The organism is Klebsiella sp. I138, from assembly GCF_051131765.1.
In the GTDB taxonomy this organism is placed as follows: Bacteria; Pseudomonadota; Gammaproteobacteria; order Enterobacterales; family Enterobacteriaceae; genus Klebsiella.
Genome location: NZ_CP180447.1, coordinates 4,354,918 through 4,366,958, shown reverse-complemented (window position 1 = coordinate 4,366,958; position 12,041 = coordinate 4,354,918). Strand labels below are relative to the sequence as shown.

Below are 12,041 nucleotides of genomic sequence, written 5' to 3'. Positions count from 1 at the left end.
GAAAAGGTAAATAAAATGAAAAATATCAGCGTGATGACTGCCCTGCTTCTGGCCGCTTCACTGTCATCTGGCGTCATGGCGGCAGAGCATCGCCCCACGCCGCCGGAAGCCGGTTCAAACATCGATACGTCAGTGCATCAGAACCGGATTAACGTCAGCCATGCCTTTGATAAAGAGAGCCTGACGGCGGGGAATTTGCAGTAAATTTGGCCGCCGAAAGGCGTCCGATACAGTGAGCGTGTTTCTTCTCGCCATAAAAAAACCTGCCCTGGGGCAGGTTTTTTGTTATGCAAACGGGCGATTACTGCAGCAGAGAAATATCCGCAACCTGCAGGAACAGATCGCGCAGTTTTGACAGCAGCGTCAGGCGGTTGATACGGATGTCTTTATCTTCCGCATTCACCATCACGTTTTCAAAGAACTCATCTACCGGCTCGCGCAGAGAAGCCAGTTCAATCAGCGCTTCCTGATAGCGTCCTGCGGCGAAGTACGGTTGCAGTCTGTCGCGCAGAACCACCAGGTGGGTCGCCAGCTTGATCTCAGCGGTCTCTTTCAGCACGGAAGCGTGGACAACGTCGTTCAGCGTTTCTTCAGATTTAGCCAGAATGTTGGACACGCGCTTGTTAGCTGCGGCCAGCGCCGAGGACTCTTCCAGAGTACGGAAGTGCGATACCGCCTTCATACGGGCGTCGAAATCAGCCGGACGAGTCGGACGACGTGCCAGGACCGCCTGAATGGTGTCAACGGTGTAACCTTCGTCCTGATACCAGGCGCGGAAACGACCGAGCATGAAGTCAATAACATCATCAACCACGTTGGCGTTAGTCAGCTTGTCGCCGTACAGGCGTACCGCTTCTTCAGTCAGCGTTTGCAGATCCAGGTTCAGGTTCTTCTCAACGATGATACGCAGCACACCCAGCGCGGCACGACGCAGCGCAAACGGGTCTTTATCCCCTTTCGGGTGCTGGCCGATTCCAAAGATACCCGCCAGGCTATCCATTTTATCGGCAATCGCCACGGCACAGGCGACAGGATTTGACGGCAGGTCATCGCCGGCAAAGCGCGGCTGGTACTGCTCGTTCAGGGCCACCGCAACGTCTTCGGCTTCGCCGTCGTGACGTGCATAGTGCATACCCATGATGCCCTGGGTGTCGGTGAACTCGAAGACCATGTTGGTCATCAGGTCACACTTCGACAGCAGGCCCGCACGGGTGGCGTGGTTAACATCAGCGCCGATTTGCCCGGCAATCCAGCCAGCCAGGGCCTGAATGCGGTCAGTTTTGTCGCGCAGCGTGCCCAGCTGCTGCTGGAATAGTACGGTTTGCAGGCGCGGCAGATGATCTTCCAGACGCTTTTTACGGTCGGTGTTGAAGAAGAACTCCGCATCCGCCAGACGCGGACGAACCACTTTCTCATTCCCGGAAATGATCTGCATCGGATCTTTCGACTCGATGTTGGTCACGAAAATGAAGTTCGGCAGCAGTTTGCCGTCGTTGCCATATACCGGGAAGTACTTCTGATCGCCCTTCATGGTGTAGACCAGCGCTTCCGCCGGCACCGCGAGGAACTTCTCTTCGAATTTCGCCGTCAGCACCACCGGCCATTCGACCAGGGAGGCGACTTCTTCCAGCAGGCTTTCGCTGAGATCGGCGTTGCCGCCAATTTTGCGCGCCGCTTCCTCGGCATCGGCTTTGATTTTGGTTTTACGCTGCTCATAGTCAGCAATGACTTTGCCGCGCTCGGCCAGAATCTGCGGATACTGATCGGCATTATCGATAGTGAATTCCGGCTCGCCCATAAAGCGGTGGCCGCGAATGACGCGATCGGAGGTGATGCCCAAAATGGTCGCCGGCACGACTTTATCGCCGAGCAGCAGGGTCACGGTGTGAACCGGACGCACGAACTGCACGTCAGACGCGCCCCAGCGCATCAGTTTCGGGATCGGCAGTTTTGCCAGAGACGTTGCCACCATGTTCGGCAGCAGCGCTTCTGTGCTTTCGCCCTTCACGTGCGCACGATACAGCAGCCATTCACCTTTGTCGGTGACCATGCGCTCGGCCTGGTCAACGGTGATGCCGCAGCCACGCGCCCAGCCTTCAGCCGCTTTGCTCGGTTTGCCTTCTGCATCGAACGCCGCAGAAACAGCCGGACCGCGTTTTTCAACTTCGCGATCCGCTTGAGAAGCGGCCAGGTTCGCCACTTTCAGCGCCAGCCGGCGCGGGGCAGCAAACCACTCTACGTTGCCGTGGGCGAGTCCAGCGTTATCCAGCTCCGCGGTAAAGTTCGCAGCAAAGGATTCAGCCAGGCTGCGCAGGGCTTTTGGTGGCAGCTCTTCGGTGCCGATCTCCACCAGGAAAGTTTTCTCAGACATGGCCGCCTCTTATTTGTTTTTGTTGCACATCGGGAAGCCAAGGGCTTCGCGGGAAGCGTAATACGCTTCCGCCACTGCTTTCGTCAGGGTGCGAATGCGCAGGATATAGCGCTGACGCTCGGTGACGGAAATGGCTTTACGTGCATCCAGCAGGTTGAAGCTATGGGCGGCCTTCAGAATACGCTCGTAGGCAGGCAGCGGCAGCGGGTTTTCCAGCGCCAGCAGCTGCTGAGCTTCTTTCTCATACTGCTCGAAGCAGGAGAACAGGAAGTCAACGTCCGCGTATTCAAAGTTATAGGTCGATTGCTCGACTTCGTTCTGATGGAACACGTCGCCGTAGGTAGTTTTACCCAGCGGGCCATCGCTCCAGACCAGGTCGTACACGCTGTCTACGCCCTGGATATACATCGCCAGACGTTCCAGACCGTAAGTGATCTCACCGGTTACCGGTTTACATTCCAGACCACCCACCTGCTGGAAGTAAGTGAACTGGGTCACTTCCATCCCGTTCAGCCACACTTCCCAGCCCAGACCCCAGGCACCCAGCGTCGGGTTTTCCCAGTTGTCTTCCACGAAGCGGATGTCGTGAATCGTCGGATCCATACCCAGCTCTTTCAAAGACCCAAGGTACAGCTCCTGAATGTTATCCGGCGATGGCTTAATCACCACCTGGAACTGGTAGTAGTGCTGTAAGCGGTTCGGGTTTTCACCGTAGCGGCCGTCAGTCGGGCGGCGAGAAGGCTGCACATAGGCAGTCGCCATCGGTTCTGGCCCGAGCGCACGCAGGCAGGTCATCGGATGAGAGGTGCCGGCGCCAACTTCCATGTCCAGTGGTTGAACAATGGTGCAGCCCTGACGTGCCCAGTAATCCTGTAAGGTCAGGATCAGGCCCTGGAAGGTCCTGGTATCAAACTTTTGCATATTATTTCGTGCTGGATACGTGTGGATTTAAAGGAAGGGATCAGTATACCCGCTGGCTGCGAGATATACAGTACGAAACGGCGTTGTTTAAATAAAATTGCGGAAATTAACGCCATCACGCGGCACCAGGGGCCGATTTAGCGCATAGAAAGATGTAAAAACTGCCCGTCTGGATCGAAAGAACAGATAAAGCGCTCATTCTGCGAAGTCAGACCCGATAGCTCATAGCTTCCCTGAAACTGCTCGAAGTGGCTGACGTCTACCATACGGGGGCCAGTACTGTAGCGTTTTGCCGCCTGATCCTTACACAGTTGCTCCATATTCAGGGTAATTTGTGGCGTAATCCGTGCACGTTGAGCTTTCTGTATCGGCTGAGAAGGCGACTGGCTGCAGCCCGCCAGCAAAAGCACGAGCAGTCCAGAAAAGAAATATTTCATCACTATTTTCCTTAACCACCTTGTTAGCAAATTGTTATCGTGCAGGTTACGTGAAATCACCGGGGCATTGTGCGAATCTCTCCGCATCTCTACAAGAGCGGCGTGACAAACTCGGAATTTTCCATTGCGACACAGCCCGCCTGGAGGAGTCAGACCCTCTTTAAAAAGGAGCAACTGAGGTACCGATGCAGGAAAAAATAAACTGGATAACAAGTTTGCGCGGCATCGCATGCCTGATGGTGGTAATGATTCACAGCACCACCTGGTACATCACCCATCCACATGCCATCACCCTGCTGGACTGGGATATCGCCAACCTGCTTAATTCGGCCTCTCGCGTTAGCGTCCCGCTGTTTTTCATGATGTCAGGCTATTTGTTTTTCGGTGAGCGTAGCGCCCGGCCGCGACATTTTCTGCGGATCGTACTGTGCGTGGTGTTTTATAGCGCCCTGTCTCTGCTTTACATCACCTTGTTCACCCATATCAACGTGGTGCTGTCGCTGAAGCATTTGCTGCAAAAGCCGGTGTTCTACCATCTGTGGTTTTTCTTCGCGATTATCGTGATTTACCTGCTCTCGCCGCTGCTACAGGTTAAGCAGGTCAGCGGCAAAATGCTGCTGGTCCTGATGCTGGTGACGGGCATTCTGGCGAACCCCAATATGGTGTCGGTCAAAGCAGGCGGAATCGAATGGCTGCCGCTCAATCTCTATATCAGTGGCGATACATTTTACTATGTCCTGTATGGCGTGCTGGGTCGGGCAATTGGCATGATGGACACCGATAAAAAATGGCTCACGCTGCTGTGCGCCGCCCTTTTCACCGCGGCGGTATGGGTGATTTCACGTGGGACATTGCACGAGCTGAAGTGGCGCGGCGACTTCGGGGATACCTGGTACTTGTACTGTGGGCCGGCGGTTTTTGTCTGCGCGATAACGATGCTGACGCTGGTGAAGAATACCCTCAACGCACGTCAGATCCCTGCCCTGGCGCTGATTGCGCGCCACTCGCTGGGGATCTACGGGTTTCATGCCCTGATTATTCATGCGCTGCGGGCCAGCGGAATGGAGCTAACGCGCTGGCCGCTGCTGGATATTTTCTGGGTGTTCGCCGCGGCCGTGTCAGGCAGCCTGCTGCTGTCGATGCTGGTGCAGCGCCTGGATACCCGGCGTCTGGTCAGCTAGCGCGGCCGGAAACAAACCGCCCCGACAGGGGCGGATTATCAGGACGACATCAGCGGCAGCAGCTGCTGATATATCTGGCGGAACGTTTCACGACGCGGCGCGTAGTGGGCAAAACGCTCAGCATCCGGCCGGTGAGCCTGTTCCAACGGTAGCTGCGGCAGCAGGTCTGAAAAAGCCGCCCCTTTATGCAGCGCCAGCTGCGCTAACCGGGCAGCGCCCAGCGCGGGTCCAACGTCGCCACCGGTACGGAAATCAAGCTGCTGGCCGCTGATATCAGCCAGCATCTGCCGCCACCAGGGGCTTCGCGCGCCACCGCCAATCAACGTAATACTCTCCGGCTTCACGCCGCAGGCATGCACCACATCCATACCATCCGCCAGCGCATAGCCCACACCTTCCAGTACCGCACGCGCCAGCTCCGCCGGGCCATGTTGATGCGTCAGGCCAAAAAAGACGCCCTTTGCATGCGGGTTGTTATGCGGCGTGCGTTCACCGGAAAGATAGGGCAAAAACCAGACGGGATCGACGTTTTCATCCGCTGATTCCGCGGCAGCCACCAGCGCCGGGACCGTGCCGAGACCAGTCAGTTTTGCCGCCCAGTCAAGGCAAGAAGCCGCGCTCAACATCACCGACATCAAATGCCAGCGTCCCGGCAGGGCGTGACAGAAACTGTGTACTGCGCTTTCAGGTTTGCTGAGAAAACCGTTACTGACGGCAAAATAGACCCCGGAGGTTCCCAGAGACAGCATGGCCTGGCCCGCATCTGCCATACCGACGCCCACGGCACCGGCGGCATTATCGCCACCGCCAGCGACCACCAGCGCCTGCGGCATATTCCACGCCTGCGCAATAGCCGGACGCAGCGCTCCCGTCACTTCACAGCCTTCAAACAGCGCCGGCATATTATCGCGACTCAGGTCGCAGGCATTGAGCAGCTCATCGCTCCAGTCGCGTCTGGCCACATCCAGCCACAGGGTTCCGGCGGCGTCCGACATATCACTGGCAAATTCACCGGTCATTCGCAGGCGCAGATAATCTTTCGGCAGCAGAACCTTATCCACCTGGCGGAAGAGATCGGGTTCATGGTGCTGGATCCAGAGCAGTTTTGGCGCCGTAAACCCCGGCATCATCAGGTTGCCGGTGATTTGCCGCGAGCGGCTCACGGCTTTTTCCAGCTGGACGCACTCATCGCCGCTACGCCCGTCATTCCACAAAATTGCCGGGCGGAGTACCTGCTGATGTTTATTCAGCAGCGTGGCGCCGTGCATTTGCCCGGCGATGCCCACCGCTTTCACTTCGCGCAGAACGTGCTGCTCACCCAGCGCTTTCATGGCGCGGTCCGTCGCCTGCCACCAGTGCTCGGGGTCTTGTTCGGACCAGAGCGGATGTGGCCGCGATACGGTGAGGGGCTCGGTGTGCGAAGCCAGAACCTCACCTTGCTCATTAAGCAGAATGGCCTTGACGCCCGAGGTACCTAAATCAATCCCGATGTACATACGGTCTCTCCTTAACGGTGCGCCACGGCTAACCGTGGCGCGAGAAAGCAGGCTATCGCCAACGCCCGGCGCGGCCGGGCATCCTCATCACTTATCGAAAAGATAATGGTTAACCAGGTTTTCCAGCTGTTCCTGATGCCCGCTCTGATGCTGCGGAGCCAAATTATGCTGCGCCGCGTACTGCCCAATCTCCGTCAGCGTCATCTGTCCTTTCAGGATTTGCTGGCCCAGGTCGCCATTCCAGCCGGCATAACGTTTCGCCACCCGCTTATCCAGCTCACCCTCTTCTATCATGCGTGCCGCCACCTTCAGCGACAGCGCCATCGTATCCATCGCCCCAATATGACCATAGAACAGATCGTATTTATCGGTGCTCTGACGACGGACTTTGGCATCAAAATTCAGGCCACCGGTGGTGAAGCCGCCGGCTTTAAGAATTTCATACATCACCAGCGCATTCTCTTCCACGCTATTTGGGAACTGATCGGTATCCCAGCCCAGCTGCGGGTCGCCACGGTTGGCATCCACGGAACCGAACAGGCCCAGCGCGATAGCGGTCGCAATCTCATGGTGGAAGGAGTGGCCGGCCAGGGTCGCATGGTTTGCTTCGATATTTAGTTTGATCTCTTTTTCCAGGCCAAACTGCTTGAGGAAGCCGTAGACGGTGGAGGCATCATAATCATACTGATGTTTCGTCGGCTCCTGCGGTTTTGGCTCAATCAACAGCGTGCCCTGGAAGCCGATTTTATGTTTGTGTTCCACCACCAGCTGCATAAAGCGGCCAATTTGCTCACGTTCCTGGCGCAGGTCGGTATTGAGCAGGGTTTCGTAGCCTTCACGACCGCCCCACAGGACATAGTTTTCCCCGCCCAGTTTGTGAGTGGCATTCATGGCGGTAACGACCTGGGTCGCCGCCCAGCTGAAGACTTCCGGATCCGGGTTGGTCGCAGCGCCTGCGCCGTAGCGCGGGTTGGTAAAGCAGTTTGCCGTCCCCCACAGCAGCTTCACGCCGCTCTGCTCTTGTTTCTCCGCCAACACATCAACCATCCGGGCAAAATTGTCCAGATACTCTTTCAACGACGCCCCTTCCGGCGAGACGTCAACATCATGGAAGCAGTAGTACGGCACATTAAGCTTATGGAAAAACTCAAAGGCGACGTCGGCTTTGCGTTTTGCCATTTCCAGCGCGTCACCCGGCTGCTGCCATGGACGGTTGAAGGAGCCCACACCAAACATATCTGCTCCGTTCCAGCAGAAAGTGTGCCAGTAACAGGCGGCAAACCGCAGGTGTTCTTCCATGCGCTTACCCAACACCAGCTCATCAGGGTTGTAATGACGGAACGCCAGCGGATTAGTGGTTTTTGGGCCTTCATAACGAACGCGATCGAGTTGATCGAAATAGGTCTGCATAATGAACTCCATATTCAGGGATGCGGCGGGTAATAAGTCATAAGCCAATATAGAATTCATGTTTTACTTTCCTCAATTACGTTATTTCACACCGTGATTGAGAGAATCCACAAACGTGCGCCAGATCGCATAAATCAATATTATTAATAGCACTTCCGCCATCGTTTTAATGAAATATCAACGATATAGCCAGGTTATTTATTTTTAAAAACCAGATCGCGGTCATAAATCAGAAAACAAACTAAATTTCATAACCCGAAAATAAGCACAGATAATTGCCAGTCTTCCTGTACCTGTTAAGAATCTACTACGTATCAGGCCGTTTCTTTACCCGTTCGTCTTATCCTGCACTTTACAAAAAAGGCGTTATTATTATGAAGATAAAGAACCTTTTCCTCACGCTCTGTGCCTCACTCCTGCTGACCAGCATGGCGGGGATTGCGAAAGAAGTTAAGATTGGTATGGCCATTGACGATCTCCGACTGGAGCGCTGGCAGAAAGATCGCGATATATTTGTCAACAAAGCCGAATCATTAGGTGCCAAAGTATTTGTTCAGTCCGCTAATGGCAATGAAGAAACACAAATGTCGCAAATTGAAAATATGATAAATCGCGGCGTTGATGTTCTGGTTATTATTCCTTACAACGGCCAGGTATTAAGTAATGTGATTAAAGAAGCCAAACAGGAAGGTATTAAAGTCCTGGCCTACGATCGCATGATTAATAATGCAGATATTGATTTCTATATTTCCTTTGATAACCAAAAAGTGGGTGAAATGCAGGCCCAAAGTCTGGTCGATAAAGTTCCCCAGGGTAACTATTTTCTGATGGGCGGCTCTCCGGTAGATAATAACGCTAAGCTGTTCCGTGCCGGACAAATGAAAGTCCTCAAACCCTATATTGACGAAGGCAAAATTAAGATCGTCGGCGATCAGTGGGTTGACGGCTGGCTGCCGGAAAATGCCTTAAAAATTATGGAGAACGCCCTCACCGCCAACAATAACAAAATCGATGCAGTCGTGGCCTCTAACGACGCGACCGCCGGCGGCGCGATCCAGGCATTAAGCGCGCAGGGCCTGGCGGGCAAAGTGGCCATATCCGGTCAGGATGCCGACCTTGCCGGTGTTAAACGCATTGTTTCCGGCACGCAGACCATGACCGTCTATAAACCGATTACCACGCTTGCTACCACCGCTGCGGAAATTGCCGTCGAGCTCGGCAATGATAAAGCGCCACATGCTGACACCACGTTAAATAATGGACTGAAAGACGTCCCGTCCCGCCTGTTAACTCCTATCGAAGTCAATAAAGACAATATTGAACAGACGGTAATCAAAGACGGCTTCCACAAAAAGAGCGAATTATAATTCCTGACGCCCCTCGCCGGGGCGTCATTCTCGTCCAGCCGGATATCGCTTACGCGGAGCATCTATGTCCTGGTTACTCGAAATGAAGAATATCACCAAAACCTTCGGCACCGTGAAGGCCGTAGATAATATCAGCCTGCGCCTTAACGCAGGGGAAGTTGTTTCACTATGCGGAGAGAATGGTTCGGGTAAATCCACGCTAATGAAGGTCCTGTGCGGAATTTATCCGTACGGCAGCTATGACGGTGAGATTATTTTCGCCGGTGAAACGCTAAAACCCAGCCATATTCGTGATACCGAACGTAAAGGCATTGCTATCATTCACCAGGAGCTGGCGCTGGTTAAGCACCTGAGCGTTCTGGAGAATATTTTTCTGGGCGCGGAAATTTCCCACTATGGCCTTCTTGATTATGAAACCATGACCCTGCGCTGCCAGAAGCTGCTGGCTCAGGTGAATTTAGCTATTTCACCCGATACCCGCGTTGGCGATTTAGGCCTGGGCCAACAGCAGCTGGTTGAAATTGCCAAAGCGCTCAATAAGCAGGTGCGTTTATTAATACTTGATGAACCTACTGCCTCATTAACCGAGCAGGAAACGTCCATTCTGCTGGATATCATTCGCGATCTGCAAAACCACGACATCGCCTGTATTTATATTTCCCACAAGCTCAATGAGGTGAAAGCCATCTCCGACACGATCTGCGTCATTCGCGATGGCCAGCATATCGGCACCCGCGACGCCAGCGGCATGAATGAAGATGACGTGATAACGATGATGGTCGGCCGCGAGCTCACCGCCCTTTACCCGAATGAGCCGCACGACTGCGGCGATGAAATTTTACGCGTCGAGCATTTAACCGCCTGGCATCCGGTTAACCGACACATTAAACGGGTTAACGACATCTCCTTTTCCCTGCGTCGCGGGGAGATCCTTGGCATTGCCGGGCTGGTCGGCGCCGGGCGTACCGAGGCCGTTCAGTGTCTGTTCGGCGTCTGGCCGGGACGCTGGGAAGGCAAGGTGTTCATTGATGGCCAGCCGGTGGCGATTCACCACTGTCAGCAGGCCATTGCTCACGGTATCGCCATGGTACCGGAGGACCGCAAAAAAGACGGTATCGTACCGGTCATGGCGGTGGGCAAGAATATCACGCTGGCGGCGTTAAATCAGTTTACCGGCCCGCTCAGCAGCCTGGATGACGCCGGCGAGCAGCACTGCATCCAGCAGTCCATTCAGCGGCTGAAAATCAAAACATCATCGCCGGATCTGGCCATTGGCCGTCTGAGCGGTGGCAATCAGCAGAAAGCGATTCTGGCCCGCTGCCTGCTGCTGAATCCACGTATTTTGATTCTCGATGAGCCTACCCGCGGCATCGATATCGGTGCGAAATACGAAATTTACAAATTGATTAATCAGCTGGTACAGCAGGGGATCGCCGTCATCGTCATCTCATCCGAGCTGCCTGAAGTTCTCGGGTTAAGCGACCGGGTACTGGTGATGCATGAAGGCAAGCTGAAAGCCAATTTAATCAATCATAACCTGACCCAGGAACAGGTAATGGAAGCCGCGCTGAGGAGCGAACACCATGTCGAAAAACACGCCGTCTGAAATTAAAGTTATCCCACCCGCCTCTGCCGGTTTACCTGCTCTCAACGGGTTGAACCTGCAGGTTTTTGTGATGATTGCGGCTATTGTCGTGATTATGCTGTTCTTCACCTGGGCCACCGAGGGAGCCTATTTAAGCGCGCGTAACATTTCTAACCTGCTGCGGCAGACGGCGATCACCGGCATCCTGGCGGTCGGAATGGTCTTTGTCATTATTTCTGCGGAGATCGACCTCTCCGTTGGCTCGATGATGGGGCTGCTTGGCGGCGCAGCGGCGATTTTTGACGTCTGGCTCGGCTGGCCGCTGCCGCTGACCATTGCGGTCACGCTGGTGATGGGGCTGCTGCTCGGCGCATGGAATGGCTGGTGGGTCGCCTACCGCAAAGTCCCCTCATTTATCGTCACGCTAGCCGGGATGCTGGCGTTCCGCGGCATTCTGATCGGTATCACCAATGGCACCACTGTTTCCCCCACCAGCCCGGCAATGTCGCAAATTGGACAAAGCTATCTGCCCGATGGCCTGGGCTTTGGCATCGGCGTCATTGGCATGGCGGCCTTTATTGTCTGGCAATGGCGCGGTCGCCTGCGTCGCCTGTCCCTGGGATTAACCACGCCGGCGCCAACCTCGACGGTGGCTCGCCAGAGCGTTACCGCGGTTATCGTCCTTGGCGCCATCTGGTTATTAAATGATTACCGCGGTGTTCCCACGCCGGTACTCATCCTGGCGGCCCTGCTGCTGGCAGGGATGTTTATGGCAACCCGAACGGCGTTTGGTCGGCGGATTTACGCCATTGGCGGCAATCTGGAAGCGGCTCGCCTGTCCGGGATTAGCGTGGAACGAACCAAGCTGGCCGTCTTCGCCATCAACGGTCTGATGGTGGCCATTGCCGGCCTGATCCTCAGCTCGCGCCTGGGGGCTGGTTCGCCCTCGGCCGGTAACATCGCCGAACTGGATGCCATCGCCGCCTGCGTCATCGGCGGTACCAGCCTTGCTGGCGGGGTAGGCAGCGTTGCTGGCGCAGTCATGGGGGCCTTTATCATGTCAGCCCTGGATAACGGCATGAGCATGATGGATGTCGCCACCTTCTGGCAGTACATCGTCAAAGGTGCCATTTTGCTGCTGGCGGTGTGGATGGATTCGGCAACGAAACGGAGAACCTAAGTCTGCTGAATAGAGAATGCCCGAATTATTTGCGCTACCGCCAGATTTACGTATAAGACGCTTGTCTTTATTCGGGCATTGGCCGGTATTGTA

At 55.0% G+C, this 12,041-nt stretch carries 10 protein-coding genes; 5 read left to right on the top strand and 5 right to left on the bottom strand.

The genetic code is table 11. The features are described from left to right. Nucleotides 1-15 precede the first annotated feature (15 nt). Complete coding sequence (locus ACMYSK_RS20390) at nucleotides 16-204, top strand: hypothetical protein (RefSeq protein ID WP_434638193.1); 189 nt, start codon at nucleotides 16-18, stop codon at nucleotides 202-204. A gap of 97 nt (nucleotides 205-301) precedes the next feature. Here the strand turns inward: ACMYSK_RS20390 and glyS are convergent, their stop codons facing one another. The 3 genes from glyS to ACMYSK_RS20375 all read right to left on the bottom strand — a co-directional run bounded on the left by glyS (nucleotide 302) and on the right by ACMYSK_RS20375 (nucleotide 3,729). Further along, nucleotides 302-2,371: a glycine--tRNA ligase subunit beta gene (gene glyS / locus ACMYSK_RS20385; protein ID WP_434638191.1), complete on the bottom strand. Its 2,070-nt coding sequence runs from the start codon at nucleotides 2,369-2,371 to the stop codon at nucleotides 302-304. 9 nt (nucleotides 2,372-2,380) lie between these two features. Continuing rightward, complete coding sequence (gene glyQ / locus ACMYSK_RS20380; protein WP_004126458.1) at nucleotides 2,381-3,292, bottom strand: glycine--tRNA ligase subunit alpha; 912 nt, start codon at nucleotides 3,290-3,292, stop codon at nucleotides 2,381-2,383. Nucleotides 3,293-3,429: 137 nt separating this feature from the next. After that, nucleotides 3,430-3,729: a YsaB family lipoprotein gene (locus ACMYSK_RS20375; RefSeq protein WP_434638189.1), complete on the bottom strand. Its 300-nt coding sequence runs from the start codon at nucleotides 3,727-3,729 to the stop codon at nucleotides 3,430-3,432. 185 nt (nucleotides 3,730-3,914) lie between these two features. On the opposite strand from ACMYSK_RS20375, the gene ACMYSK_RS20370 reads away from it, so the two are divergent. Next, on the top strand, nucleotides 3,915-4,910 hold the full coding sequence (locus ACMYSK_RS20370; protein WP_434638187.1) for an acyltransferase: 996 nt from the start codon (nucleotides 3,915-3,917) through the stop codon (nucleotides 4,908-4,910). Between the two features lie 38 nt (nucleotides 4,911-4,948). On the opposite strand, the gene xylB is transcribed toward ACMYSK_RS20370, so the two are convergent. After that, nucleotides 4,949-6,406: a xylulokinase gene (xylB, locus tag ACMYSK_RS20365; RefSeq protein WP_434638185.1), complete on the bottom strand. Its 1,458-nt coding sequence runs from the start codon at nucleotides 6,404-6,406 to the stop codon at nucleotides 4,949-4,951. An 87-nt stretch (nucleotides 6,407-6,493) separates the two neighbouring features. Continuing rightward, the gene (gene xylA, locus ACMYSK_RS20360; RefSeq protein WP_434644251.1) at nucleotides 6,494-7,816 is read right to left on the bottom strand and encodes a xylose isomerase; all 1,323 of its coding nucleotides are present in this window, start codon (nucleotides 7,814-7,816) and stop codon (nucleotides 6,494-6,496) included. 374 nt (nucleotides 7,817-8,190) lie between these two features. Here xylA and xylF point away from each other — a divergent pair, with 374 nt between their 5' ends. The 3 genes from xylF (at nucleotide 8,191) to xylH (ending at nucleotide 11,948) form a co-directional block, all read left to right on the top strand. Continuing rightward, a complete protein-coding gene (gene xylF, locus ACMYSK_RS20355; RefSeq protein ID WP_434638183.1) occupies nucleotides 8,191-9,183 on the top strand; it encodes a D-xylose ABC transporter substrate-binding protein in 993 nt (330 codons plus the stop codon). Nucleotides 9,184-9,247: 64 nt separating this feature from the next. Then, nucleotides 9,248-10,789, top strand: coding sequence for a xylose ABC transporter ATP-binding protein (locus ACMYSK_RS20350; protein WP_434638181.1), 1,542 nt, complete (start codon nucleotides 9,248-9,250; stop codon nucleotides 10,787-10,789). Continuing rightward, nucleotides 10,767-11,948: a xylose ABC transporter permease XylH gene (gene xylH, locus ACMYSK_RS20345; RefSeq protein WP_434638179.1), complete on the top strand. Its 1,182-nt coding sequence runs from the start codon at nucleotides 10,767-10,769 to the stop codon at nucleotides 11,946-11,948. The genes ACMYSK_RS20350 and xylH overlap by 23 nt, the downstream gene beginning before the upstream one ends. Nucleotides 11,949-12,041: the final 93 nt, after the last annotated feature.

Excerpts from the sequence above, each read along its gene's own strand:
- ACMYSK_RS20390 (WP_434638193.1), top strand. The coding sequence starts at position 16 with ATGAAAAATATCAGCGTGATGACTGCCCTGCTTCTGGCCGCTTCACTG.
- glyS (WP_434638191.1), bottom strand. The coding sequence starts at position 2,371 with ATGTCTGAGAAAACTTTCCTGGTGGAGATCGGCACCGAAGAGCTGCCA.
- glyQ (WP_004126458.1), bottom strand. The coding sequence starts at position 3,292 with ATGCAAAAGTTTGATACCAGGACCTTCCAGGGCCTGATCCTGACCTTA.
- ACMYSK_RS20375 (WP_434638189.1), bottom strand. The coding sequence starts at position 3,729 with ATGAAATATTTCTTTTCTGGACTGCTCGTGCTTTTGCTGGCGGGCTGC.
- ACMYSK_RS20370 (WP_434638187.1), top strand. The coding sequence starts at position 3,915 with ATGCAGGAAAAAATAAACTGGATAACAAGTTTGCGCGGCATCGCATGC.
- xylB (WP_434638185.1), bottom strand. The coding sequence starts at position 6,406 with ATGTACATCGGGATTGATTTAGGTACCTCGGGCGTCAAGGCCATTCTG.
- xylA (WP_434644251.1), bottom strand. The coding sequence starts at position 7,816 with ATGCAGACCTATTTCGATCAACTCGATCGCGTTCGTTATGAAGGCCCA.
- xylF (WP_434638183.1), top strand. The coding sequence starts at position 8,191 with ATGAAGATAAAGAACCTTTTCCTCACGCTCTGTGCCTCACTCCTGCTG.
- ACMYSK_RS20350 (WP_434638181.1), top strand. The coding sequence starts at position 9,248 with ATGTCCTGGTTACTCGAAATGAAGAATATCACCAAAACCTTCGGCACC.
- xylH (WP_434638179.1), top strand. The coding sequence starts at position 10,767 with ATGTCGAAAAACACGCCGTCTGAAATTAAAGTTATCCCACCCGCCTCT.